This window comes from Streptomyces sp. NPDC047022 (assembly GCF_040644155.1).
GTDB lineage: Bacteria > Actinomycetota > Actinomycetes > Streptomycetales > Streptomycetaceae > Streptomyces.
The window spans coordinates 703,095-728,000 of record NZ_JBEYVV010000001.1 but is presented as its reverse complement, the minus strand read 5'-3'; the positions used below and the strand labels follow the sequence as shown (position 1 = coordinate 728,000).

19 protein-coding genes and 3 tRNA genes are annotated in these 24,906 nt (G+C 70.3%); 10 read left to right on the top strand and 12 right to left on the bottom strand.

The annotated features are described in order from the left end of the window. Position 1: 1 nt before the first annotated feature. Together ABZ845_RS03265 and ABZ845_RS03260 are read right to left on the bottom strand one after the other, a co-directional pair. Positions 2-1,489 carry a membrane-associated oxidoreductase gene (locus tag ABZ845_RS03265; protein WP_360972338.1) on the bottom strand — a complete coding sequence of 496 codons (1,488 nt, stop codon included), beginning with the start codon at positions 1,487-1,489 and terminating at the stop codon, positions 2-4. Between the two features lie 13 nt (positions 1,490-1,502). Beyond that, complete coding sequence (locus ABZ845_RS03260) at positions 1,503-2,198, bottom strand: ElyC/SanA/YdcF family protein (RefSeq protein WP_360972336.1); 696 nt, start codon at positions 2,196-2,198, stop codon at positions 1,503-1,505. 211 nt (positions 2,199-2,409) lie between these two features. Between ABZ845_RS03260 and ABZ845_RS03255 the strand changes: the two genes are divergently transcribed. The 4 genes from ABZ845_RS03255 to dnaG all read left to right on the top strand — a co-directional run bounded on the left by ABZ845_RS03255 (position 2,410) and on the right by dnaG (position 8,281). Beyond that, positions 2,410-3,321, top strand: coding sequence for a sirohydrochlorin chelatase (locus tag ABZ845_RS03255; protein ID WP_360972334.1), 912 nt, complete (start codon positions 2,410-2,412; stop codon positions 3,319-3,321). 183 nt (positions 3,322-3,504) lie between these two features. Further along, a complete protein-coding gene (locus ABZ845_RS03250; protein ID WP_360972466.1) occupies positions 3,505-4,779 on the top strand; it encodes a deoxyguanosinetriphosphate triphosphohydrolase in 1,275 nt (424 codons plus the stop codon). Between the two features lie 150 nt (positions 4,780-4,929). Further along, entirely contained in the window at positions 4,930-6,195 is a 1,266-nt protein-coding gene (locus tag ABZ845_RS03245) for an FAD-dependent oxidoreductase (protein ID WP_360972332.1), read from the top strand. Positions 6,196-6,370: 175 nt separating this feature from the next. Further along, complete coding sequence (dnaG, locus tag ABZ845_RS03240; RefSeq protein WP_360972330.1) at positions 6,371-8,281, top strand: DNA primase; 1,911 nt, start codon at positions 6,371-6,373, stop codon at positions 8,279-8,281. 100 nt (positions 8,282-8,381) lie between these two features. On the opposite strand, the gene ABZ845_RS03235 is transcribed toward dnaG, so the two are convergent. Continuing rightward, positions 8,382-8,849, bottom strand: a complete 468-nt coding sequence (locus ABZ845_RS03235; RefSeq protein ID WP_360972328.1) for a hypothetical protein — start codon at positions 8,847-8,849, stop codon at positions 8,382-8,384. Between the two features lie 237 nt (positions 8,850-9,086). Here ABZ845_RS03235 and ABZ845_RS03230 point away from each other — a divergent pair, with 237 nt between their 5' ends. Continuing rightward, on the top strand, positions 9,087-10,415 hold the full coding sequence (locus ABZ845_RS03230) for an RNA polymerase sigma factor (protein ID WP_360972326.1): 1,329 nt from the start codon (positions 9,087-9,089) through the stop codon (positions 10,413-10,415). 80 nt (positions 10,416-10,495) lie between these two features. Here ABZ845_RS03230 and ABZ845_RS03225 read toward each other — a convergent pair whose 3' ends face one another. From ABZ845_RS03225 to ABZ845_RS03210, 4 genes are all read right to left on the bottom strand, one after another. Then, complete coding sequence (locus ABZ845_RS03225; RefSeq protein ID WP_360972324.1) at positions 10,496-12,424, bottom strand: ABC transporter ATP-binding protein; 1,929 nt, start codon at positions 12,422-12,424, stop codon at positions 10,496-10,498. Then, entirely contained in the window at positions 12,424-14,157 is a 1,734-nt protein-coding gene (locus ABZ845_RS03220) for an ABC transporter ATP-binding protein (protein WP_360972322.1), read from the bottom strand. The genes ABZ845_RS03225 and ABZ845_RS03220 overlap by 1 nt, the downstream gene beginning before the upstream one ends. Positions 14,158-14,321: 164 nt before the next feature. After that, entirely contained in the window at positions 14,322-15,776 is a 1,455-nt protein-coding gene (locus ABZ845_RS03215) for an FGGY family carbohydrate kinase (protein ID WP_360972320.1), read from the bottom strand. 37 nt (positions 15,777-15,813) lie between these two features. Next, on the bottom strand, positions 15,814-16,128 hold the full coding sequence (locus ABZ845_RS03210) for a YtxH domain-containing protein (protein ID WP_360972318.1): 315 nt from the start codon (positions 16,126-16,128) through the stop codon (positions 15,814-15,816). Positions 16,129-16,283: 155 nt separating this feature from the next. Here ABZ845_RS03210 and ABZ845_RS03205 point away from each other — a divergent pair. The 3 genes from ABZ845_RS03205 to ABZ845_RS03195 all read left to right on the top strand — a co-directional run bounded on the left by ABZ845_RS03205 (position 16,284) and on the right by ABZ845_RS03195 (position 16,690). Next, positions 16,284-16,356 (top strand) — tRNA-Asn (locus ABZ845_RS03205). Positions 16,357-16,361: 5 nt separating this feature from the next. Continuing rightward, positions 16,362-16,434, top strand: a tRNA-Asn gene (locus ABZ845_RS03200). A 179-nt stretch (positions 16,435-16,613) separates the two neighbouring features. After that, positions 16,614-16,690 (top strand) — tRNA-Ile (locus ABZ845_RS03195). A 538-nt stretch (positions 16,691-17,228) separates the two neighbouring features. Here ABZ845_RS03195 and ABZ845_RS03190 read toward each other — a convergent pair. From ABZ845_RS03190 to ABZ845_RS03180, 3 genes are all read right to left on the bottom strand, one after another. Continuing rightward, entirely contained in the window at positions 17,229-17,672 is a 444-nt protein-coding gene (locus ABZ845_RS03190; protein WP_360972316.1) for a GNAT family N-acetyltransferase, read from the bottom strand. Positions 17,673-17,830: 158 nt separating this feature from the next. Continuing rightward, entirely contained in the window at positions 17,831-18,079 is a 249-nt protein-coding gene (locus tag ABZ845_RS03185; protein ID WP_360972314.1) for a hypothetical protein, read from the bottom strand. Between the two features lie 315 nt (positions 18,080-18,394). Then, positions 18,395-18,922: a hypothetical protein gene (locus tag ABZ845_RS03180; protein ID WP_360972312.1), complete on the bottom strand. Its 528-nt coding sequence runs from the start codon at positions 18,920-18,922 to the stop codon at positions 18,395-18,397. Positions 18,923-19,099: 177 nt separating this feature from the next. On the opposite strand from ABZ845_RS03180, the gene ABZ845_RS03175 reads away from it, so the two are divergent. Next, on the top strand, positions 19,100-21,490 hold the full coding sequence (locus tag ABZ845_RS03175; RefSeq protein ID WP_360972310.1) for a tetratricopeptide repeat protein: 2,391 nt from the start codon (positions 19,100-19,102) through the stop codon (positions 21,488-21,490). 16 nt (positions 21,491-21,506) lie between these two features. On the opposite strand, the gene ABZ845_RS03170 is transcribed toward ABZ845_RS03175, so the two are convergent. Next, positions 21,507-23,243, bottom strand: coding sequence for an insulinase family protein (locus tag ABZ845_RS03170; protein ID WP_360972308.1), 1,737 nt, complete (start codon positions 23,241-23,243; stop codon positions 21,507-21,509). A gap of 41 nt (positions 23,244-23,284) precedes the next feature. Next, complete coding sequence (locus ABZ845_RS03165; RefSeq protein ID WP_360972306.1) at positions 23,285-24,241, bottom strand: hypothetical protein; 957 nt, start codon at positions 24,239-24,241, stop codon at positions 23,285-23,287. Positions 24,242-24,460: 219 nt separating this feature from the next. On the opposite strand from ABZ845_RS03165, the gene ABZ845_RS03160 reads away from it, so the two are divergent. Further along, the gene (locus tag ABZ845_RS03160; protein WP_360972304.1) at positions 24,461-24,904 is read left to right on the top strand and encodes a hypothetical protein; all 444 of its coding nucleotides are present in this window, start codon (positions 24,461-24,463) and stop codon (positions 24,902-24,904) included. The last annotated feature ends 2 nt before the right edge of the window (positions 24,905-24,906 follow it).

The following is a 24,906-nucleotide window of genomic DNA, read 5'->3' as shown; positions in this document are numbered from 1 at the left end:
GTTATTGCCGGTTGAGGGAGCGTGTGACGCCCGCCGCGATCGTCGTCGCCAGGATCCAGCCCATGACGATCAGCAGGTACGCCAGCCACTGGTACCACCCGTGCGGCGCGAACGCCCCCTCCTGGCCGAAGTCGATGATCGGCAACAGCAGGTCCAGGGTGTAGAAGAGCGGGTTGAATCCGGGCGCCTCGGACGGCTTCAGGGCGGGTGGATGGTGCAGGGCGAAGGCGGCGGTGCCCGTGCACAGCAGCAACAGCAGCCAGCCCGCGGCCCGCATCGGCCGGAAGCCGTAACCGACCGCCGCGTCCTGCAGATAGCCCCACAGCCGGGCGTGCCGCGGCAGGGTGCGCCGGTGCCGGCGCAGCTTGGCCAACTGCACGGCGCGTGCCGCGGCGTCGTCGCCCACGGTGCGGTACGCCGTGGTCAACTGCTCGTAGGCGTAAGGGAGATACCCCTCAGCTTCACGTTCCAGCAGCGGCAGCCGCTGTTCGGCGGGCAGGTGCGGGGCGAGGACGCGGTAGCTGAGTCCGTCGATCCAGACGCGTCCGGGCCATACCTGGGGAGGCACATGGAGTACGTCCACCTGCGCGCGGCGCAGATTGACCTCGCCCACCACGGGCGCCGCGTCGCGCAGCCACAGTTCTCCGACGACACAGCTGCTCGCCCGCAGCGCCGTCCCGCCCGGATTGGACAGGTCGGCGTGGGCGAAACTGAGGTGGCGGGGGATCCGGGCGCCGCTGAGATTGACCCGCCCCCGGGCCGTGAAGCCCGTGGCGTGCACGTCGGTGCCCACCGTCAGGGTCTCGGCGTGCAGGGCGGTGCCGCCGGGGTCGAGCACTTGCGCGTTGTGCAGGTTCACCTGCCCGCCGACGGTGGCCCCGTTCAACCGCACCTGGCCGTGGGAGACGAGCCCCTCGGCCCATACATCCGTGCCGATCTCCGCGTGGTTGAGCTGGAGGAGGGGTTCCTCGGCCGGCTCCCCGGGAGTGCCCAGCCGAGCCTGGTTGGCGAAGACCGCGCCGGTGATCCTCGCTCCCGCGAGCCGCACCGGGCCCCGGATGCGGCAGCAGGTGATCCGCACGACGTTCTCGACACGGAGGTTGCCCGCGGTCAGCCCCGGAAGGACCGAGTCCGTCAGCACCAGGGTGGGGATCTGTGCCCCGTACAGGTTCGGGACGTCGTCGAAGTGGCACGAGCGCAGCCGGACGGGGTGGCCGACAGTCCCGTACATGAGGTGGAGCACCCCGGTGATCCGCGCACCCCACACCTTCAGCCCGGCTGTCCGGCCGTCCCGCACCGGCCCGTCGAGCAGCATTGCCCGCAGCACCTCGGCCCGTACGGTGCGCTCAGGGCCCCAGGAGGCGCCCGCCGCCGGGTCCTCGTCGGGGTCCTCCCGGAAGTCGACACCCTCGCCGAGCGGGAACGCCTCCCAGACGCGGCGCTCGGCCGGCGTCAGATCCTCGATATCCGATATGTCTGAGATATTCACGCCGAGTCCCGCCTCAGCCCCGCCCCGAAGCGAGCGCCTGGGCGACGCCCCGCTCCTTCGGCCCTAGGAACTGGGGATCCGGGTGGAACAGCGCGTCCACCGCCGCCTTGCCCGCGGCGAAGACCTCGCGGGTGCCACCGTAGTACCAGGTCACGTCGTGCTTGTCGCCGACGCCGACCCCGTACGACGTCACACCCGCCGCCTGGCACAGGGCGACGGCGCGGCGGATGTGGAAGCCCTGGCTGATCAGGACCGCCCGGTCAACCCCGAAGATCTTCTTCGCACGGACGCAGGAGTCCCAGGTGTCGAAGCCCGCGTAGTCGCGGACGATCCGCCCGGCCGGCACGCCGTGCTTCGCGAGGTAGGCGCGCATCGCGTCCGGCTCGTCGTAGTCCGTGCGGCTGTTGTCGCCGGTGACCAGGACCACCCTGACGCGGCCCGCCCGGTACAGCCGCGCCGCGGCGTCCAGGCGGTGGGCGAGGTACGGGGACGGCTCGCCGTCCCACAGGCCCGCGCCGAAGACCATGGCGACGTCCGTGCGCGGCACATCCTCGGTGGTGCGCAGCCGGCTGCCCGTGGTCAGGAACAGCCAGGTCGCGGGGAGCAGCGCCAGCACGCACAGCAGGACGACGCCCTGCACGGCCCGGCGCTGCCCGGCACGTGTGCGCGGCAGCCTCAAACCCCTCAGCGGGGGCCTCGAACCAGTCATGCGTCCGCGGATGTTCAGGCGCGGCAGGCCCATCGAGTCGCTTCCCCCCAGGTCGATCGCTGCACCACTCTTGCCCGTTCAGACGCAGCGTACGGTGATCCGGTTCGCGCGGGCCCCTCACACCATGCGCCCCCGGTCCGTGAAGCCCCGGAAAACAACATCGTCATTGCCACGCAACGGCGCCGCAACCTCCTGCCGCGAGGATCGGTCCATGACGGCGTCGAACCCCCTTTACGACGAGTCCCACCCCTACCCCCGCCCCGGCCACGGGCAGCCGGTCCCCGGCGTCCACCTGGGCACCACGTCGCAGCTGATGAACCGGATCACCCGGCAGCTCGGCAGCCAGCTCAGCCTCGTGTCCCTCGACGGCACCCGACGCCCGACCCCGCCCGCGCTCGTCCTCGTCGCTCATGGCAGCCGCGACCCGCGCGCCCTGGCGACCGTGCTGACCCTGGTCGAGCGGGTCCGCGAACTGCGCCCCCAGCTGCCCGTCCACCTCGGCCACATCGAGCTGAACGAGCCTCTGCTCCCCGACACGCTCGCCTCGCTCGGCACGCGCCGTGCCGTCCTCGTGCCGCTGCTCCTCACCCGAGGCCACCACGTCAAGTACGACATCCCCGAGGCCGCCGCGGCGGCGCGCGCGGACACGGTCACGGCGGCCCCGCTCGGCCCGCACCCCCTGCTGGTGGAGACGCTCTACGCCCGGCTGGTCCAAGCGGGCTGGCCCGGCACGCTCAGCGCCGGGCGGCGCCGGGCGAGCGCCGTCGTCCTCGCCGCCGCGGGCTCCCGGGCCCCCGACTCAGCCGCCGACACCCGCCGCACCGCGCGACTCCTCGCCGAACGCCTGGGCGTCCCGGTCGTACCGGCCTACGCCTCGGCCGCCACGCCCACCGTGCCCGAGGCGGTGCGCGCGCTCACCGCCCGTGGCCGCCACCGGATCGCCCTCGCCTCCTGCTTCGCCGCGCCCGGCCGCTTCGCCACCGAGTGCGCGGGGGCCGCCCCGTGGATCGCCGCGGACCCGCTCGGCGCCCATCCGGCGATGGCCCGCCTCGTCGTGCACCGCTACGACCGGGCACTCGCGGCCTGGGAGCCGTCCGCCGCACCCGCGCTGGCCTCGGCCTGAACCGCCTGGTCCAGACGAAAGACCCCGGGAGACCCCGACCGCGAAACCCCCCGGCCGGAAACGGACGACCACATCCCGATTGTCACCGGCTGCGTTTACTGTCGGTGCATGGACGGCACTGCACCGAAGTCCCGCGACACCTCCGCGCGGCCCGGCGACGGCCCGGCCCGCCCGGAGCACGAGATGGCGGCGTACGACGCGGCGGCCGTCGAGCGCTGGGCGCCCGAGCCCGACAAGCGGCCGGGCCGCACCGCCTTCCAGCGCGACCGCGCCCGAGTGCTGCACTCGGCCGCGCTGCGCCGTCTGGCGGGCAAGACCCAGGTCGTCACACCGGGCAGCCACAGTCCGGACTGGGACGCGAGCCCCCGCACCCGGCTCACCCACTCGCTGGAGTGCGCGCAGGTCGGCCGGGAGCTGGGCGCCGCACTCGGCTGCGACCCCGACCTCGTGGAGGCCGCCTGTCTCTCCCACGACCTCGGCCACCCGCCCTTCGGGCACAACGGCGAACAGGCGCTCAACGAGTTCGCCCAGGACTGCGGCGGCTTCGAGGGCAACGCCCAGTCCCTGCGCCTGCTCGCCCGGCTCGAACCCAAACGGTTCGTGCGGACGGTGGGCACCGGCGAACTCGTCAGCGTGGGCCTCAACCTCACGCGCGCCGCGCTGGACGCCGCCACCAAGTACCCCTGGGCGCGTGGTGACCACCCGGACGACCCCGACTCGCGCAAGTTCGGGGTCTACGAGGACGACCGCCCCGTCTTCGACTGGGTCCGCAAGGGCGCCCCCGGACACCGCAGCTGCTTCGAGGCCCAGGTCATGGACTGGTCCGACGACGTCGCCTACTCGGTGCACGACGTCGAGGACGGTCTGCACGCCGCCCACATCGACCCGTCCTGTCTCCTCTCCGAACCCGAGCGGCAGGACGTCTTCGCCGTCGCCCTGGGGCGGTACGCGCCCGCCGACACCGACCCCGAGGAATTCGCCGAGGCCCTCGACCGGCTCCTCGCGCAGGAGTGGTGGCCGAGCGGCTACGACGGCTCCGCGGTCGCCCAGGCCCGTCTGAAGGACACCACCAGTCAGCTCATCGGGCGCTTCTGCCTGGCCGCCGAGGGCGCGACACGGGCGGCGTACGGGGGCGGTCGCCTGACACGGTACGAGGCCGAACTCGTCGTACCGCGCAGCACCCGTATGGAGTGCGCGGTCCTCAAGGCGGTCGCGGACCGGTATGTGATGCAGCGCGCCGAACAGACGCGGCTGCGCGCCGACCAGCGGGTCGTGGTCGCCGAACTGGCCGAGGCGCTCACCGCCCGCGCGCCCGACGGACTCGACCCGCGGTTCCAGGCCCTGTTCCACGAGGCGGCCGACGACCGCGCCCGCAAACGGGTGATCGTCGACCAGATAGCCTCGCTCACGGACGCCTCGGCACGCTCTCTGCACGCTCGGCTCACCGGAGCCGGCTGAGGCACGGACGACGACGCGGCACGGGCGACGATGAGACACAGATGACCTGGATGTGACCCCGAAGTGGCTCGATCGGGGCACTCCCTCTTCCCGCATCACGCTCCGTGCGGGAGGCTCCCATGTGGCGACATCCTTACGAGGAGGCATCAAGTGGTCGACGCGGATCAGACATTCGTCATCGTCGGAGGCGGTCTCGCCGGCGCGAAGGCGGCCGAGACGCTCCGAGCGGAGGGCTTCACCGGCCGCGTGATACTGATCTGCGACGAACGCGACCACCCGTATGAGAGGCCGCCCCTGTCCAAGGGCTATCTGCTCGGGAAGGAGGAGCGCGACAGCGTCTTCGTGCACGAGCCCGCCTGGTACGCGCAGAACGACATCGAGCTGCACCTCGGCCAGACCGTCGACGCCATCGACCGCGACGCCCGTACGGTCCGCTTCGGCGACGACGGCACGCTCGTCCACTACGACAAGCTGCTCCTCGTGACCGGCGCCGAGCCGCGCCGCCTGGACATCCCTGGCACGGACCTGGCCGGAGTCCACCATCTGCGTCGCCTCGCCCACGCCGAACGCCTCAAGAACGTCCTCACCTCCCTCGGCCGGGACAACGGCCACCTCGTGATCGCGGGCGCCGGCTGGATCGGTCTGGAGGTCGCGGCGGCGGCCCGCGAGTACGGGGCGGAGGTCACCGTCGTCGAGCCGCAGCCGACCCCGCTCCACTCGGTCCTCGGCCCGGAGCTGGGCAACGTCTTCGCCGAGCTGCACCGCGAGCACGGCGTCCGCTTCCGCTTCGGCGTGCGGCTCACCGAGATCGTGGGCCAGGACGGCATGGTGCTGGCCGCCCGCACCGACGACGGCGAGGAGCACCCCGCGCACGACGTGCTCGCCGCGATCGGCGCCGCGCCGCGGGTCGCTCTCGCGGAGGGGGCGGGGCTGGAGATCGCCGACCGCGCGCTCGGCGGGGGCGTCGTGGTCGACGAGCGGCTGAGGACCTCCGACCCGTATATCTACGCGGCGGGTGACGTGGCGTCGTTCCCGCTCGACCTGTTCGGCACCCGGCTGCGCGTGGAGCACTGGGCGAACGCGCTCAACGGCGGCCCGGCCGCGGCGCGGGCGATGCTCGGCCGGCAGATGACGTACGACCGGGTGCCGTACTTCTTCTCCGACCAGTACGACGTGGGCATGGAGTACTCGGGGTGGGCGCCGCCGGGGTCGTACGACGAGGTGGTGATCCGCGGGGATGCCGGGAAGCGGCAGTTCATCGCGTTCTGGCTGAAGGAGGGGAGGGTGCTCGCGGGGATGAATGTGAACGTGTGGGACGTCACAGAGCCGATCCAGAAGCTGATTCGGGCCAGGGTGCGGGTGGATGCGGAGGCCCTGGCCGATCCCGGGGTGCCGTTGGAGCGCCTTTCGGCGTGACGGTCCGGTTCGCGCGTTGTCCCTTCCGGGTGCGACGTGGGGTATTCCGCGGTTCCCCGCGCCCCTGTCGGGGCGCGAGGCAGCCGTATGCCGGCACGGCCCCCTGACCCTGTGGGGCGCGCTGCCGGGACCCTCGGGACCTCGGGCTGTCGGTGGGGGGCCGTAGAATCTTTGCGTGGCAGGGCGGATCAACGACGAGGACGTGAAGGCGGTACGGGACGCGGTCCCGATCGACTCCGTCGTGTCCGAGTACCTCCAGCTGCGCAATGCGGGCGGCGGCAATTTCAAGGGCCTCTGTCCGTTTCATGATGAGAAGTCCCCCTCCTTCCAGGTCAGCCCGAGCAAGGGCCTGTTCCACTGCTTCGGCTGCCAGGAGGGCGGCGACACCATCACCTTCGTGATGAAGGTCGACCACCTCTCCTTCTCCGAGGCGGTCGAACGCCTGGCCGCCCGAGTCGGCATCACGCTGCGCTACGAGGAGGGCGGGTACAACCCGACCCATCAGCGCGGCGAGCGCATCCGCCTGATCGAGGCCCACAAGCTCGCCGCCGAGTGGTACGCCGAGCAGCTCGGCACCAGCGCCGAGGCCGAGACGGGGCGCGCGTTCCTGGCCGAGCGCGGCTTCGACCAGGCCTCCGCGATCCACTTCGGCGTCGGCTACAGCCCGCAGGGCTGGGACCACCTCACCCGCCATCTGCGCGGCAAGGGCTTCTCGGACAAGGAGTTGCTCCTGTCCGGTCTCGCCCAGGAGGGCCGCCGCGGCCCCATCGACCGCTTCCGCGGCCGGCTGATGTGGCCGATCCGCGACATCGGCGGCGATGTGGTGGGCTTCGGCGCCAGGAAGCTGTACGAGGCCGACAACGGACCGAAGTACCTGAACACCCCCGACACGGCGATCTACAAGAAGTCGCAGGTCCTGTACGGCATCGACCTGGCGAAGAAGGAGATCGCCAAGGCGAGCCGGGCGGTGGTGGTCGAGGGCTACACGGACGTCATGGCCTGCCATCTCGCGGGCGTCACCACGGCGATCGCGACCTGCGGTACGGCCTTCGGCGGCGAGCACATCAAGATCCTGCGGCGGCTGCTGATGGACAACGGCTCGGCGCGGGTGATCTTCACCTTCGACGGTGACGCGGCCGGCCAGAAGGCGGCCCTGCGTGCCTTCGAGGACGACCAGAAGTTCGCCGCCGAGACGTACATCGCCATCGCGCCGGACGGCATGGACCCCTGCGAGCTGCGGCTGGCCAAGGGTGACGAGGCGGTCGCCGGGCTCGTCGAACCCCGCACACCGCTGTTCGAGTTCGCGCTGCGCCAGATCGTGAGCCGCTACGACCTGGAGACCCCCGCCGGCCGCGCCGCCGCGCTAGATGAGGCGGCGCCGGTCGTCGCCCGTATCAAGAACAGCGGCGCCCAGCACGAGGTCGCGGTCCAGCTCGCGGGCATGCTCGGCATCCTCGACACCCAGTTCGTGGTCAAGCGGGTGGCGCAGCTGGCCCGTTGGGCGCGCGACCGGGGCGGCCGAGGCCCCGCGCCCGACGGGCAGCGCCCCGCGCAGCCGTACCAGGCGGCGCCCCGCCCCTCCGCCCTGGGGGGCCCGGCGCTCACCCTGCGCAACCCGGTCTACGCGACCGAACGCGAACTGCTCAAGCTCGCCCTCCAGAAGCCGGAGCTGGTCTCCCCGGCGTTCGACGCCTATGGGGTGGACGAGTTCACCGCGGCGCCGTACGCGGCCGTGCGCCAGGCGATCCTGGAGGCGGGCGGTGCGGAGTACGGCGTCCAGGATCCGCAGGAGTACCTGGTGCGTGTCCGCGAGGCGGCCCCCGATGACACGGTCCGCTCCATGGTCACGGAACTGGCGGTCGAGGCGATCCTGCTCCGCAAGGAGGTGGACGAGTCGTACGCGGGCGCCCAGCTCGTCACGGTCCGCCGCCGCGCGGTCGAACGCCGCGTGCGCGATGTCCAGAGCGCTCTGACACGCCTGGGCTCCCACGGGGATCCGGCGCACCTGTCGGCCGTGCAGAACGAACTGTGGGTCCTCCAGCAGTACGACCAGGCGCTGCGGGAGCGGGGCGCGGCGGCGCTCTAGCACCGCCGCGCGCGGCGCCCTGGGGTCTTTCGTTTGGATCAGGCCGGATCAGGGAGCGGTGTCAGGGCCCGCGAGCCCGGTCTGATCCAAACGAGAGACCCTAGTGGCTCTGCTTCGGCATGGACGGGGCGAGCCCGAGGTGCTCCAGGATGGCGGCCTGGCCTGCGGTCAGTGACCGCAGCATCTGGCTGTGCTCCCCCAGTGTCTTGCCGTGCTCGGCCAGGGTCTTGCTGTGCTCCCCCAGGATCTTGCTGTGTTCTCCAAGGATCTTGCTGTGGTCGGCCAGGATCTTGCTGTGCTCGGCCAGGACGCCGCCATGCTCGACCTGCCCGGCGACGAGCGCTCCCAGCAGCTCGCTGTGCTGCTTCAGCGTCCTGCCCTGCTCCAGCTGCGTGTCCCGCAATGCGTGGATCAGCTGCATGTCGGCCCGGCGCTGTTGCTGCAGAGCGGCCACATCCTGGTCGCTGCCGACGGCGAGGTTCCGTGTCGCGGCGTGCTGCTGCACGACCTCCTCGACGCGCGCCTCGACTGCCTCGAGGCGATGCCGCAGCTCGTCGTACTCGCTCATGGTCCCCATCTTGCCCGAGCGGCCCTTCCCGTAGTCCCGGATGTTTCAGACGGCCCGTCTGATGATCGAACGAGCCGAGTGCCAACTGGTCACGGGCGTCTGGCATATGCGAGGCGGACAGCGGCGGTCGGCGGCCCCCGGGTTTCCGCGTGGGTAACCGCACGGTCACGGACCGGACTCAAAAAGTGGTCGCACGCCCCTCGTGGCAGCGATGTGTCGTACCCCACACTGGGGGCGGTGCCTGAGTCCTCGGAGCGCGGCCGATCCGCCCATGGCGGGTCCGACACCCCCGCGGTTCCGTTCAACGACTACGGGATGGCCGACGGACGGACCGTCGGCCCCATCCCCGACGTACCGCTGCCGCCTGCCTCAGCAGCGACATCCCTGGAGGTCGCCCCCGTGCAGACCCAGACCCTCACCCAGACCGAAGTACGGCCCGGCGAGCCGGAGTCCGAGCCGGAGTCCGAGCCGGATCTCGAGAGCGACGGCCTCGCGGCGATGCCCTCGCAGGGCCGGCGCACGCACCACCCCGAGCCGGAGTCCGGGCCGGAACCCGAGCCGGACGGGCCACCTACCGGTGCGGTGGAGGCCCTCGACACCGACGACGATGAGCCCGAGCCCGCCGGACCCTCCCGGGAACGCGCCGACACCACCGGCCCCTCCTCGGACCTCTTCCGCCAGTACCTGCGCGAGATCGGCAGGATCCCCCTCCTCACGGCCGCCGAGGAGGTCGAGCTGGCCCGCCGCGTCGAGGCGGGCCTCTTCGCCGAGGAGAAGCTCGGCAACACCCCCGACCTGGACAGCCGGCTCGCCCATGACCTGGACCGGCTGGTGGTCATGGGCCGGATGGCCAAGCGCCGGCTGATCGAGGCCAACCTGCGGCTGGTCGTCTCCGTCGCCAAACGGTACGTGGGCCGTGGGCTGACCATGCTCGACCTGGTCCAGGAGGGGAACCTCGGACTGATCAGGGCCGTGGAGAAGTTCGACTACGCCCGCGGGTACAAGTTCTCCACGTACGCGACCTGGTGGATCCGCCAGGCCATGTCCCGCGCCCTGGCCGACCAGGCCCGCACCATCCGTGTCCCGGTCCATGTCGTCGAGCTCATCAACCGCGTCATCCGCGTGCAGCGCCGCATGCTCCAGGAGCGCGGCTACGAACCGACGCCGGAAGAGGTCGCCGCCCATCTCGACCTGACCGGCGAGCGCGTCAGTGAGGTGCTGCGGCTCGCCCAGGAGCCCGTCTCTCTGCATGCGCCCGTGGGCGAGGAGGACGATGTGGCGCTCGGCGACCTCATCGAGGACGGCGACGCCGCGAGCCCGGTCGAGTCCGCCGCGTTCCTGCTGCTCAGGGAGCATCTGGAGGCGGTGCTCTCCACGCTCGGCGAGCGGGAGCGGAAGGTGGTCCAGCTGCGCTACGGACTCGTGGACGGACGCCCCCGCACGCTGGAGGAGATCGGCCGCCTCTTCGGGGTGACCCGCGAACGGATCCGCCAGATCGAGTCGAAGACCCTGGGCAAGCTTCGCGACCACGCCTTCGCCGACCAGCTGAGGGGCTATCTGGACTGAGGGAAGGGGGCCGCCCCTGAAGTGGAGCGACCCCCTCGGACGAACCCGATGAACCCGATGAACCCGATGAACCCGACCGGTCAGTCGACCTCGGCCACAGCCTGCGCGAACTGCGCCTTGTACAGCCGTGCGTACGCCCCGTCGGAGGCCAGCAGGTCCGCGTGCGTGCCCTGCTCCACGATCGAGCCGTTCTCCATCACCAGGATCGTGTCCGCGTCCCGGATGGTCGACAGACGATGGGCGATCACGAACGACGTCCTGCCGTGCGCCAGCTTCGCCATCGCCTTCTGGATCAGGACCTCCGTCCGGGTGTCCACCGAGCTCGTCGCCTCGTCCAGGACCAGGATCACGGGGTCGGACAGGAACGCCCGGGCGATGGTGATGAGCTGCTTCTCACCCGCGCTGACCCCGGTGCCCTCGTCGTCGAGCACGGTGTCGTAGCCGTCCGGCAGCGTACGGACGAACCGGTCCGCGTGCGCCGCCCGCGCCGCCTCCTCGATCTCACCCCGGGTGACCTCGCGCGAGGCGCCGTAGGCGATGTTCTCCGCGATCGTGCCCCCGAACAGCCAGGTGTCCTGGAGGACCATGCCGATGGAGGCCCGCAGCTCGTCGCGGGACATCTTCGCGATGTCGACCCCGTCGAGCGTGATCCGCCCGCCGGTGACCTCGTAGAACCGCATCAGCAGGTTCACGAGCGTCGTCTTGCCTGCGCCGGTGGGGCCGACGATCGCGACCGTGTGCCCCGGCTCCACCTTCAGGGAGAGGTCCTCGATGAGCGGCTTCTCCGGGTCGTAGCGGAACGACACGTTCTCCAGCGCGACCCTGCCGCGCAGCTCCTCCGGTCGCAGGCCCTCCTCCGGGTCGGCGTCCTGCTCCTCCGCGTCCAGCAGGTCGAAGACGCGTTCGGCGGAGGCGACACCCGACTGCACGAGGTTCGCCATCGAGGCGACCTGCGTCAGCGGCATCGAGAACTGCCGGGAGTACTGGATGAAGGCCTGGACGTCACCGATGGACAGGGCGCCGGAGGCGACCCTCAGGCCACCGACCACGGCCACCAGCACATAGTTCAGGTTCGACACGAACATCATCAGCGGCTGCATCACACCGCTGTTGAACTGCGCCTTGAACCCGGCCTCGTACAGCTTCTCGTTCTGCTCGGCGAACTGCGCGGCCGACTCGTCCTGCCGGCCGAACACCTTCACCAGCGTGTGCCCGGTGTACATCTCCTCGATGTGCGCGTTGAGCTTGCCGGTGGTGCGCCACTGCTGCACGAAGTGCGGCTGCGAGCGCTTGCCGATCCGGGTGGCCACGACGAACGAGAGCGGCACGGTCACCAGCGCCACCAGCGCCAGCAGCCACGACACCCAGAACATGACCACGAGCACGCCGACGATCGTCAGCAGCGAGTTGATGAGCTGGCCCATCGACTGCGAGAGCGTCTGCTGGATGTTGTCGATGTCGTTGGTGGCGCGGCTGAGCACCTCGCCCCGCTGCCGCTTGTCGAAGTACGACAGCGGGAGCCGGGACAGCTTCACCTGCACCTGCTCGCGCAGGCGGTAGACGGTCTTGTTGATGGCATGGTTGGAGAGCCTGGTGGCCACCGCCATCAGCAGACCGGACACCAGGAACGTGGACAGAGCGAGCAGCAGGATGTTGCCCACGGCCGTGAAGTCGATGCCCTTGCCCGGGGTGAAGTCCGTGCCGGAGAGCATGTCGGCTATGCCGCCCTGGCCCCGCTTGTGCATGGAGTCGAGGACCTGCTGCTTGGTCACACCCGCCGGCATCTGGCGGCCGATGATCCCGGCGAAGACGAGGTCGGTCGCCTTGCCGAGGATCTTCGGCCCGATCACCGAGAGACCGACGCTCAGCACACCGCACGCCAGCATGGCGAACATGGTGGCGCGCTCGGGCTTGAACTGCGCGAGAAGCCGCTTTCCGGACCCCTTGAAGTCCATCGAGCGCTGGTCGGGGCCACCCCCGGCCATCATGCGTCCCATGGGCCCGGCCATCAGGCAGCCTCCGCTTCCGTGAGCTGGGAGAGCACGATCTCCCGGTACGTCTCGTTGCTTGCCATCAGCTCGTGGTGGCGTCCGGTGCCGACGACCCGGCCCTCGTCCAGGACCACGATCCGGTCGGCTTCCCTGATGGTCGCCACGCGCTGGGCGACGATCACCACGGTCGCCTCGGCGGTCTCCTGCGCGAGCGCGGCGCGCAGGGCGGCGTCGGTCGCGTAGTCGAGCGCGGAGAACGAGTCGTCGAACAGGTAGATCTCCGGCCGCTGGACGAGGGTGCGGGCGATGGCCAGGCGCTGCCGCTGGCCGCCCGACACATTGGTGCCGCCCTGTGCGATGGGGGAGTCGAGGCCGTTCTCCAGCGCCTGGACGAACTCCTTGGCCTGCGCCACCTCCAGCGCGTGCCACAGCTCCTCGTCGGTGGCGTCCGGATTGCCGTACCGCAGGTTCGTGGCGACCGTTCCGCCGAACAGGTAGGGCTTCTGCGGGACGAGCCCGACCGTCCTGGCCAGCAGCCTCGGTTCGACCTCCGAGACCTTCTCGCCGTCCACGAGCACCTCGCCCTCGGTGGCGTCGAAGAGGCGCGGGATCAGCCCGAGCAGGGTCGACTTGCCGCTGCCGGTGGACCCGATGACGGCCGTGACCTCGCCGGGCCTGGCCACCAGGTCGATGGACTTGAGCACCGGCTCCTCGGCGCCCGGGTAGCGGAACCCGGCACCGCGGACCTCCAGATGGCCGTGGCGCCGCAGTTCGACCACGGGAGCGCTGGGCGGTACGACGCTCGACTCGGTCCCCAGCACCTCCTGGATACGCTCGGCGCAGACCTCGGCGCGCGGCACCATCATGAACATGAAGGTGGCCATCATCACGGACATCACGATCTGCATCAGATAGGCGAGGAACGCCGTCAGATCGCCGATCTGCATACCGCCGCTCGCTATGCGGTGCGCGCCGAACCAGACCACGGCGATCGACGAGAGGTTCACGACCGTCATCACCATGGGGAACATCAGCGCCAGCGTGCGGCCGGTGTTGAGGGAGACCTCGGTGAGTTCGGTGTTGGCACCCCGGAAGCGGCCCTGCTCGTAATCGTCGCGGACGAAAGCACGGATGACGCGGTTGCCGGAGATCTGCTCGCGCAGCACCCGGTTCACCGTGTCGAGGCGGGTCTGCATGGTGCGGAACAGCGGGCGCAGCCGGCGCACGATCAGCGTCACGCAGATGCCGAGCACCGGCACCACGGCCACCAGGACGCTGGACAGCGGAACGTCCAGGCCGAGTGCCAGGACGATGCCGCCCACACACATGATCGGCGCCGACACCATCAGGGTGAAGGTCATCAGGGCCAGTGTCTGCACCTGCTGGACGTCGTTCGTGGTGCGGGTGATCAGTGAGGGCGCACCGAAGTGACTCACCTCACGTGAGGAGAAGGACTGCACGCGGTCGAAGATCGCGGCCCGCATGTCCCGGCCGGCCGCCGAGGCCGTACGGGCTCCGAAGTAGACAGCGCCCGTGTTGCACGCCACCTGGCAGAGCGAGACCCCGATCATGAGGCCGCCGAAGGTCAGGATGTAGTTCGTGTCCCCCTTCACCACACCGTTGTCGATGATGTGCGCGTTGAGGGTGGGCAGATAGAGCGTGGCGCAGGTCTGCAGGAACTGCAGCAGCACCAGCAGGATGATGGATTTCTTGTACGGGCGCAGGTGAGCCCTCAGGAGTCGTATGAGCACGCGAGATCTCTCGGAGTCGTCGACGGACGGCGTGGCGGTGGGTGGAGTACCACCCACCTATCGTCGGGCACTCCACCCGTGTTACCTCAACCCATTAATCCGTGAGCCGGCGGTGGTTCGCGCACCGTTGGGCGCCGACTGGCACTGACGCTCACCTATGGGCGTTATGCCCGAAACGCACCGGGGTGTGTCTGTTCCCGCACCGACACGTACTGCTGGCGCACGGCCTGGCCGACCGCCAGATCCTCGCCCGGCTCCAGGAACTGGGCGGCGGCGCCCTGCCAGGCGGGTGGGGTCCGCGGGTCGAGGGTGCCCTGCGACACGCCGAGGGCCCAGGCCGCCTGCCGGGCCGCGCCGATCGCGGCGTAGTCCGCGGGCTGGGGCACCACGACCGGGGCGCCGAACAGCCCGGGGGCCACCGCCTGCACCGCGGGCAGCTCCGCGGCGGCACCGAGCAGGAAGACCCGCCGTACGTCGACGCCGCGCCCCCGCAGCACGTCCAGGGCGTCCGCGAGCCCGCACAGCATGCCCTCGAACGCGGCGCGCGCGAGGTGCTCCGGCTTCATCGACTCGCGCCGCAGCCCGACCAGGGTGCCCGCGGTGTGCGGCAGATTGGGGGTCCGCTCGCCCTCCAGATAGGGCAGGAGCACCAGGCCGTGGGAGCCCGGTGTCGACTTCATGGCGAGGTCGGACAGGGACTCCAGGTCGGGCGCGCCGAGAAGTTCGGCGGCGCCACGCAGGGTGCGCACGGCGTTGAGGGTGGTCACCACGGGCAGGTGCATGCCGGTCGCGTCGGCCAATGAGGTGATCATGCCGGTCGAGTCGACGAGGGCCTCGGGGTGCACGGCCATCACGGAGCCTGAGGCGCCGAGCGAGACGACCGCGTCGCCGAGCCCGATGCCGAGGCCCAGTGCGGCGGCCATGGTCTCGCCGGTGCCGGCGGAGATCAGCAGCCCCTCCGGGGTCGTACCGGCCGCCTCGGACGGCCCGAGCACCTCGGGCAGCCCGGCGGGGTGCCCGAGCGCCAGCTCCACGAGGTCCGGGCGGTAGCCGCCGGCCGCCGCCGACCAGTAGCCGGTGCCCGACGCGCCGCCGCGGTCCGTGGTCCTGCGCGCGGGCCGTCCCAGCAGCTGCCATACGAGCCAGTCGTGGGCCTGCATCAGGATGGCGGTGCGCCGTGCGCTGTCCGGTTCGGTCTTGGCGAGCCAGCGCAGCTTGGCCACGGGCTGCGCGGCCTGCGGCACGCAGCCGACGGCCTCGGCCCAGGCCTGCCGTCCGCCGAGGGCGTCGATGAGTTCGGCGGCCGGGACCTGCGCCCGCTTGTCCACGCCGACCAGCGCGGGCCGTACGCCGGAGCCCTGGGCGTCGAGCGGGACCAGGGCGTTCTGCTGCGCGGAGACCCCGATGGCCTGCACGCCCTCGAGGAGCCCGCCGCCGGCCGCGTCCCCGAGGGACAGCAGCCAGGCCTGCGGGTCGACGTCGGAGGGGCGACCGCCCCCGTCGGTGCCTTCCACCGGATGCGGCGCATATCCCTGCCTGAGCACGGCACCTGTGTCCGTGTCGCAGACGACGATACGAGTGAAATCGGACGCACTGTCCAACCCGGCGACTATCCCCATGACGGAAATTCTGCCGTACGCGGAGGGGTGGCCGCTCCTATGTATTGCTCGTGCCCCAGTCGTCGTCGAGGCTGCCGTTCGCGTTCCGTTCCCGCAGCGAGCGCACCCGGCCCGCGACCGAGTCGGGCATGTGCTCGCCCACCTTGTGGCTCACGGTGTGGAACGCCTTGCCCGCGATCTCGCGGCCCTGCTGGGCGGCGGTCTCGGTGGTGTTGCGCACGGCGGGGTTCTGCGCGATCTGGCGAGCGGTCTTCTTCAGCTGCTCGTACCGTTCGCGCCCGGCCCGCGTGCCCAGCACGTAGCCCAGAGCCAGCCCGGCGACGAACGTGAGTCGATAGCGCATGGCGGCCATCCTTCCCTTGCGTCTGCGTCGTCCCTTGCGTGGGCATCGGTCGCGGAGAGTACTGATTGGCGGAGCACCCCCCTGCTTGCGCTAATGTATGTGTCGCAGCGAGCGAGCGCCCCCTGGCGGATACCCGGGGAGGTACGTTCGATGCAACGAGGCATTCCTCCGTAGCTCAATTGGCAGAGCAGCCGGCTGTTAACCGGCAGGTTACTGGTTCGAGTCCAGTCGGGGGAGCTCGGTCCTCCGTAGCTCAATTGGCAGAGCAGCCGGCTGTTAACCGGCAGGTTACTGGTTCGAGTCCAGTCGGGGGAGCTTGCAGAACGAGGACCCTCCGGGGTCCTTTTTCGTGCCCATTGCATGCCCGCAGGAACCGTCGCGCCCTCGGCGGTGTCCTCAAGGTCATGAGTAGCCGCCCCAGCCGAGGCAGGAGATCGTATGAGCGGCTATGCTGCGGCAGACGGCGCGCACACTTGTGCGCGGCGCGCCGTAACGGGGCGGTAGCTCAGCCGGTTAGAGCAGCGGACTCATAATCCGTCGGCCGTGGGTTCGAGTCCCACCCGCCCCACCATCGAATGGCAGCGCAGAAACGTCCCGACCAGGCGATCAGCCGGTCGGGGCGTTGGCCAGAAGATCTTGGCAGCCCGGCCCGATCATGAAATCACGCGTGGCGGGACAAAGCCGGGACGCGGCTCATGCGACGGGCCGAAGTCCCTCGTCCGGCGCATCGCCCTCATCGTCCCCGCCCGTATCGGCAGCCTCATCCGCACCTGAGGGTGGCGTTGATGCGGTGCATCGTGGCGGTGCTGGTGATCTTCCTCTTACCCTTGCGGCCTTCGCGGAGCGCGGCGTTGGCGTCTGGTACGCGCGGCGCGTGGCTTGGCGTGTCCAGGGCCGGCGTCACAACCGGTCTTTGGGCTCCCTCACTTCAGGTCATGCGCATCCCGCGGGGACCGTCGACCTCCACCCGGCCGACGCCTCAGGCACGACACGGGTCTCGAACTGCCGCCCCTCCATGGATGAGAGGCGGAGGGACCCGCAGCCCACTGGCCACTGCGCCGCAGGCGAAGGGCGCCCAGGGAGCGCGTCCGTGATCCTGAGACCGGCTGTCAGACGAGCCGCAGGTCGATGTAAGCGATGGTGTCGCCCGGAAGAACGTAGCGGTCGATCTCGACGAAGCCATGGGCCGCGGCGAAGCGCAGGCCGTCCTCGTTGGATGCCAGAACGACGGTCTCGATGACGGTGGCGCCCAGCGCGTGGGCACGCTCCAGTCCGCGCTGGTAGAGCTGCGCGCCGAAGCCCTGGCGGCGGTGAGCGGGCAGGATGCGGGCGATCACGGTAGCGGTGGACGGGCTGCCCGCAGAGGGCGGGCGCACGGTCGTGCAGCCCACCGGCTCGCCGTCGAGGTACGCAACCTCAAGGTGATTGCGCCCGGCACGCTCGCGCACCTCGTCGAGTGACAGGACGCCAGTCGGGATGATCACGTTGTGGACGTGCTGCCAGTCGGCGAGCATGGCGTCGTCCATGGGCTGCGCGAAGCTGATCTCAGACATCGCAGCAGGAGAACCGCTCAGCCCACGAGCCGTCAACCGGATTCATCCACCGCAGGCCAGGTCATGCGCGCCAGAGACCCCTTGGCATCAGTCATCCAGCTCCGAACCTCAAACAACCCCTGGTGCGCAGTGCCGACGTGGGGCCCGCTCGGATTCCGTCAGGGTATGTCGACGCGCGGGGACCGCACGAAGCCCTGGTAGCCGTAGTGGCCGTTGATGGTGGCCCAGAAGCCGGCCTGCACTACGTACTTGCCGGGAGCTATCGAGAGGAAGCCCGGCAGGAAGGCCCAGGGTTGCTTACTCCAGCCGGCGCAGTGGAGGTCCGCCACCTCCGTTGTGGAGCCATCCGGGTTGACTCGGAGGACCTGGGCGCACACGTCGATGTCGAGCCCGTTCGGGTCGCCCACATAGACATAGCCGTTGAGCCGGTTGTCGATGGTGGGCGAGGCGCAGGGCTACAGGGGTGATCCAGGGCCGGAAGGGCCCGCAGGCCGAGAACGTCCGTCCGCGGTTGTCCCCGACCAGCGCGCAAGGCACCGCCGCCCATCGTGGGCAGCGGTGCCTCACTCGTTCGGGCCTCAGTCGTCTTCGGTCGGCTCGGCCGACTCCGGATGCGTCGACGGCCGTGTCCGCCGTGGTCGTCCTGACGTCACATTGCCTGTACAACCATCAGACCCTGGATTCACTTCAGCCAGACGTTCCGAGGATGTCTCCGACCTTGCTCAGGGCGCAGTCCACGGGATCTGGCTCCAGTTTCTGTCGTTGCAGCCTGCGTACGGCCCGGCAACCTCGCCGCCGTTGTTGTAGTTGTGCGCGGAGCTCCACGCCACGCAGCCGCTGTTGTCCAGCTCGGCGCCCGCGCGCCAGATGTTGTCCGGAGCGTCGGTGTGGGGCTTTCCCCAGTAGGCGAACAGGGGGTTTCCAGGAGTGGAGTTCAGCACGCCGCCGAAGTGCGGCTGGCCCTCGTCGATGCTGTCCGACTCCACGCCGAACACGACCTGGCGGCCGGGGTGTGCCAGCATGAAGTTCGTGTTCCAGTCCCAGCGGCCGTAGGTGTAACGGTTGCAGGTGCTGTACCACTGCGAGATCCAGCCGGCGGTCATCCCGTTGGCGCCATAGGGCATCTTGTCGCCGACCTGGAACCAGGTGCAGGCGGTGCCGGCCTTGGGCTGGGCTTGGGCTGTGCCGGCGGTTCCGAGGCCGAGCGCGGCCACGGCAGCCGCGGTGACGGCCAGAGCGCGAAGATGCACGATTCCTCCTTGTGAGACAGATGTTCCCCTGACACTTCGCCGCTTGGACCGGCCTGACGTGAAGCGGCGTGACCAGGCTGCCTCGGGTGACTGTGCGGAGGCACGTTTCCCGTACGAATCCGTACAGCCCACTCATAGACTCTTCCTGTCAGGAGCATGGCTTCACGGGGGGGCATCGTGGGTGAGCAGCGGGGCGCAATGCCGGATCCGGACCGAGCCGAGGACCTGGCGGAGTTCGTCGGCCTCTTAGGCGAGCTGCGCGCGTGGGCGGGGATCCCCTCGTACCGGGAGTTGGCCAAGCGGGCCGGGCCGCTGTTGCGGCCGCCGCGCGTCGTGTCGCTGTCCACGGTCGTGGACGCCTTCAAGCCGGAGCGGCGGCGCCTGGATCTGGACCTGGTGGTGGCGATCGTACGGGCGCTCGGCGTGGACGAGCCCGGAACGGCCCGCTGGCGCGCGGCGTGCGTCAAGGTGCACGGGCTGGTCAAGAGCGGCGGCCCGGTCGGGGTGTTCGGTCAGTTGCCCACGGATCTCGCGACGTTCACCGGGCGCCGCGAGGAACTCGCCCGCCTGACCGCCGCGGCGACGCACCACCACGACGCCGACCGCGCGAACACGGTGGTGATCTCCGCGATCGAAGGCATGGCCGGCGTGGGCAAGACCCAACTCGCCGTCCACACCGCCCACGAGCTCGTCGGCGCCGGCCACTTCACCGACGTGCAGCTGTACGTGAACCTGCGTGGATTCGACCCCGAACTCGCACCCGCCGACCCGTCCGCCGTCCTGGAGTCCTTCCTGCGACAGTTGGGCGTGTCGGCGCAGCAGATCCCGACCAGCCGCGACGAGCGCGCGGCGATGTACCGCGACCGGCTGCGCGAACGCAGCGCGCTGATCCTGCTGGACAACGCCGCCGACGAGGACCAGGTCCGCGACCTCATCCCCGCCGGCGCCGGGTGCCTGGTCCTGATCACCAGCCGCCGCAGTCTCGCCGGACTCGACGGTGCCACTCCGCACTTGCTCGGCACTTTCACCGAAACCGAAGCACTCGAGCTGCTCACCCGGATCGCCGGACACGACCGTGTGGCCGCCGAACCCGAAGCTGCCGCACGAGTCATCGAGTACTGTGACCGCCTCCCACTCGCCCTGGCGCTGACCGCCGCCCGGCTCCGCTCCCGGCCCGCCTGGAGCCTGGCCGAACTCGCCGACCGGATGCAGGCCGGGCGTCTGGAGGCGATCAGCGCCGGTGGCCGCGCAATACGCCCTGTGTTCGACGCGTCCTACCAGGCACTCCCAGACAGGGCACAGCAGGTGTTCCGCCTCATCGGCCTTCACCCCGGCCCGGACTTCAGCGCAGCGGCGGCCGCCGCTTTGGCGGGCATCACCGCCGGCGAGGCCGCCAAGGTACTGGAACTGCTCCTGGACGAACACCTGCTCCAGCAAAAGCACAGCGGACGCTTCGAACTCCACGACCTGCTCCGCGCCTACGCCAATGAGCAGGCCAACTCCATTGACTCTGACCAGGAGTGCCGCGCTGCAGTGCGCCGGATGCTGGATCACTATGTGCATACCGCGCACGACGCCGCCCTGCTGTTGGAACGGGGCCGGGACCCGCTGAACCTGCCCCCGCCGCAACCGAGGGTCTCCCTGGAACACTTCGCCGATCACGAGCGGGCGCTGGCCTGGTTCACCACCGAACATGGCGTGCTGCTAAGCGCCGTAGGCCACGCCGCCGCCACCGGTTTCGACGCCCATACCTGGCAGCTGGCCTACGCCCTCGCCACCTACCTCGATCGGCGCGGGAACTGGCACGACCTTGCCGTTGTCGGCAACACCGCAATGGACGCGGCCGACCGGCTGGCCGACCCCCTCGGGAAGGCCATCGCCCACAATATCGTCGCCCGCGCCCACCGCCGCCATGGCAACTGTGAGGGCGCCCAGCATCACCTGCGCCACGCCCTCGACCTGTTCGGCCGGATCGGTAAACTGGATGGGCAGGCCGATACGTACATCGAACTCGCCAGAGTGAAGGCATGGCAGAGCCCTCCTGCCATTGCCGAAGCACTTGCGCTTGCCCGTCAAGCCCATGCCTTGTACCAGTCCTGTGGTCACCGGCTGGGGCAGGCCCAGACTCTGACCGCCATCGGCTGGTCGCACGCGCGCCTTGGCGACTATGCACAGGCCTTGACCTGCTGCCGACAGGCTCTGCCTGTCCTTGAAGCATTCGACGACCGTGAACGGCAAGCCCATGCCTGGGACAGCATTGCCTACGCCCACAGCTACCTGGGTCAGCACTCCCAAGCCGTCGCGTGCTACAGACTCGCCCTTGATCTGTGCCGCGACCTCGGCGACCGCCCGCTGGAAGCAGACATCCTCAATCGCTTCGGCGACGCCCAACATGCTGCGCACTACCCCGACGCAGCCCACGACGCTTGGCAACATGCCCTGGACATCCTCACCGAACTCGATCAGCCCTACACCGACCAGATCCGCGGCAAGCTCGGTCTGCACGGTGAACGGTGGGAAGTCCCGGACAGGGGGCGTGTCAGAGGGCGGTATGAGAGGACGTTCTGAATCGGTTCGATGGGACTCACTCCCGTCGGGTGCGCCGCAGGATGCGTACGGCGGGCCAGGCGACGAGTGCGGTCACGCCCCACAGGAAGCCGGCGATCGCGATCCACTCACCGGTGCTGGTCCCCGGGTCGTCGTCGCCGAAGACCGTGACCGCGAGGGCCAGAAGGGCGCAGAGGCCGCCGAGGAGCCCGAAGACGACAAGAGCCGCCGTCTGCTGCCCGGTGCGCCGTGCTGTCGGGGCGGCGCCTCCGGCGGCCGGGGTCTCGCCGTTGCCTGACGACACCGTGGCCGCTTCCGGCTTCGGCCGCTGTTGCCGGGGCGGCAGCCATACGACCGCGTTCGGCGGCACCGCCGCGTCGATCGTCGCCATTGTGTGCGCGTCGATGCCGTACAGATCCGGTTCCACGTCGACGACCAGGCCGTCGGTGCCGAAGAGCCTGCGGCCGCCGTCGGGCCAGCTCATCATTGCGGCGCAGGCTTGGTAGTGCACGGTCGCGGCCCGCTCTCCCTCCTTGTCCCGGGCCGTGACACTGACGCCGTCGTCGCCCGCAACGAGCGCCGAACCGTCGCCTCGCCTCGAGTCGAAACGCCGCCCGGTCACTGCGTACGACGAGCTGGTGGGGGCCGCCGTGTACCCGGCCCAGTCGGCGCTGTGTCCCGCGGGTACCTGCAGCAGGGCGCCTCCGGCGGCCTCCAGGGCCACCGCGTGCAGATGGCCTGGCGTCACCGCCCACAGTTCGGACCGCAGTTCGTCGAGGCCCCGCAAGGGCCGTCCGGCAAGGAGGTCTTCCGCCGCTCCGGGCAGCCGTCGTGCGGCCGCGTCGGGAGCGGTCAGCGCCCCGTCGGCCCGCGTGCGCACCACCTCTACGTCCGCCTGCGCGATCCGGCCCACCTGGAGTCCGGCGAAGACGTCGAGGAAGCCGCCGAGTACGGCGTCCTGCTTGGCGGGCAGGGCGTCCGCGAAGGCGGTCACGAGGGCGAAGCCGTCACGGCGCGCGGCGTAGTCGGTGGCCGTCGTGTAGGACGCCCCGTCCTCCTGGCGCAGGGCGCGGGAGAGTTCGCGTTCCAGGACACCCGCGTACAGCCGGGCTGCGGTCGTGTCGGTGACGACGGCGTCGAGCAGGACACCGCCCTTGCCGTCGGCGAAGTAGGCGGGTGTGGTGGGGAGGGCGGAGGTGACAGCAGGCAAGGGGCGGCGCGGACCGGAGGGCAGTTTCAGCATGAGCCCGGCCGGGAGGCGCTCGCCGGCGATCCACAGCACGGCGTTGCCCTGGGTGAACCAGGTCTGCGCCCACTGCTGTACGTCGTCGGGCCGCAGGCTCCGTACGCCCCACTCCGGGTAGCTGACCAGGCCGTAGCCCTGGGCGCCGTAGCGCCACAAGGGAAGTTGGGGGTTGTCGCGCCGGGACTCCTCGGTGCGCAGGATCTCCTTCTCGGTCTCCAGGCGCTCCATGGGCAGGTCGGTGAGGGAGGCGCAGACGCCGTTCAGGTAGGCGGCGATCTCGTGCTCGGCGCCTTCCACGTGGAAGTGGGTGAAGGCGGCCTTGGTCGCGCCGTTGAAGTGGTAGTCGGCCAGGCCCTGGCGGTGCAGGGCGAGGTGCTCGACGAGGTGCGTGATGCCGGCCCGGGCGAGCGTCTCGTCGGCGACGCCGACGCGGAAGACGAGCCCGGCGCGCATCGGGCCGGTGGCATGGGCGAAGAGCGTGGGTATGCCGTCGACCTCGGTGGCGTGGACGGCGGCCAGTGGGTTCATCTTCGGCCTCGGTTCGGCATCTGCATCATCTGCATGGGCGGTCATCCTCGGGACAGCGCGTTGTCACGGTGTTTGACGTAGGCCGCGGCGGCGTCGCGGTCCAGCTCGGCCCAGGGGTACTCGGAGGCGAGGTTGCCGAGGGCTCGGAAGCAGGCGGCGGCCCGTGCGGTGTCGCCCATGAGGGAGAACACGGCGGCGAAGTAGCCCTGAACCGTGACCCAGCCGTAGCCGCGGTGGAAGTTCGGATGGAGCGCGGAGCGGTCGGCGGCCTCGACGAGTTCGGCCCGCACGGAGTCCTGGCGCAGATACTCCTCGCGGCTCTTTCCCCGCAAGGCGAGCCAGTGCTCCATGTGCGCCTCGGCCACCAGACCACCGTTCATCGCACCTTCGGGTGCGCCCAGCAGACACTCGCGGGCGAAGCCGTGGGCGGCCTCCCAGCTGCCGCCCCACTTCGGACACAACTTCTGCAGCAACCGGCCCTGCGCGCTGTAGTGGTGCGGGTGGTAGGCGGCCAGCCGGTCATACCGGCGTCGCGACTCGTTCTGCCCGAGCTGCAGTCCCATGGCGGTGGTGAGCCGCTCGGCCCAGGCTGCGTCGTACGAGGGGTCGAGGGCCGTGGCCCGGATCAGCAGCTGTTCGGCCTGCCGAAGGTGCGCGTGCAGCCCGCCGAACTGTTCCCGGCTGACCTGCTTGGCGGGCGCGTCGGTCCGGATCTCCCAGCCGATACGCACCTCGCGCGCGCCGAGGACGGTGAGCGCGAGCACGTCGTCGGGCGCGGCGGCGAGGACATCACGCAACCACCTCTCGATACCGGGCACCTTGCTCAGCACGCCGACGGCGAAAGTACGGTCAGTGCCCTGGGGCAGCCCGTCGATGTACTGCCGGATGGCCGCCCAGTCCCACGCCGCGGCCACCTGCCGCAGCCAGCCGGCCTCGGGGAAGGCAGAGGCCACCTCGAAGTCGGGTGGCGGCAGGGAGGAGGCGGAAACGAGCGACATGGCCGGATCCTAAGGGAGAGGTGTCAGACCGGAGTTCTCCGGGATCGCCGAGGCCGAAGCGACGGAATCACAACTCTGGCTTGACCTTTCCTATGGCATCCGGACACCTGCCGTTCACCAGTGCTCCATACTGTCCGCGCGTCCCGATGCGGCCGTCTGTTCGACAGAGGGCGCCTTCCTTGCGCCTTCCTTCCGCATCCTCTTCCGTACGGAGTCCCCATGTCGCTGAACACCCGCCGCACGCGCCAGCTGATCGAAGGGGCCACCCCCCTGCTGCTTCAGGGCGAGCAGGTGGAGATGACAACTCTGGCGGGCGTCGGCTCGGTGTCGGTCCGTAAACTGGCGCTCACTGCGGCCGTGGTCGGCGTGCTGAGCGCGGGCACGGTGATGGCCACGATCACACCCCGCCCGATGTACATAGTCCTGACCGACCAACGGGTACTGTTCTTCGACGGCAACCGGGGTGGCAAACCGGGCAAGCTGCTACTGAACCTTCCCCGCCCCTATGTCTCGGCGGGCGGTTCGAAGAAGGCGTTCCTGGGCCTGCAGTACGTCACCCACCTGACGGTGGCCGGCCAGGAGAAGGGGCTCAAGGTGACGTTTCCGGTGCAGCACCGGGGGGATGGGCCGCGGTTCGCTTCAGCGTTGCCGGTGACGCGCTGAGA

Excerpts from the sequence above, each read along its gene's own strand:
- ABZ845_RS03255 (WP_360972334.1), top strand. The coding sequence starts at position 2,410 with ATGACGGCGTCGAACCCCCTTTACGACGAGTCCCACCCCTACCCCCGC.
- ABZ845_RS03260 (WP_360972336.1), bottom strand. The coding sequence starts at position 2,198 with ATGACTGGTTCGAGGCCCCCGCTGAGGGGTTTGAGGCTGCCGCGCACA.
- ABZ845_RS03160 (WP_360972304.1), top strand. The coding sequence starts at position 24,461 with ATGTCGCTGAACACCCGCCGCACGCGCCAGCTGATCGAAGGGGCCACC.
- ABZ845_RS03190 (WP_360972316.1), bottom strand. The coding sequence starts at position 17,672 with ATGTCTGAGATCAGCTTCGCGCAGCCCATGGACGACGCCATGCTCGCC.
- ABZ845_RS03210 (WP_360972318.1), bottom strand. The coding sequence starts at position 16,128 with ATGGCCGCCATGCGCTATCGACTCACGTTCGTCGCCGGGCTGGCTCTG.
- ABZ845_RS03225 (WP_360972324.1), bottom strand. The coding sequence starts at position 12,424 with ATGGCCGGGCCCATGGGACGCATGATGGCCGGGGGTGGCCCCGACCAG.
- ABZ845_RS03215 (WP_360972320.1), bottom strand. The coding sequence starts at position 15,776 with ATGGGGATAGTCGCCGGGTTGGACAGTGCGTCCGATTTCACTCGTATC.
- ABZ845_RS03165 (WP_360972306.1), bottom strand. The coding sequence starts at position 24,241 with ATGTCGCTCGTTTCCGCCTCCTCCCTGCCGCCACCCGACTTCGAGGTG.
- ABZ845_RS03170 (WP_360972308.1), bottom strand. The coding sequence starts at position 23,243 with ATGAACCCACTGGCCGCCGTCCACGCCACCGAGGTCGACGGCATACCC.
- ABZ845_RS03235 (WP_360972328.1), bottom strand. The coding sequence starts at position 8,849 with ATGAGCGAGTACGACGAGCTGCGGCATCGCCTCGAGGCAGTCGAGGCG.
- ABZ845_RS03250 (WP_360972466.1), top strand. The coding sequence starts at position 3,505 with ATGGCGGCGTACGACGCGGCGGCCGTCGAGCGCTGGGCGCCCGAGCCC.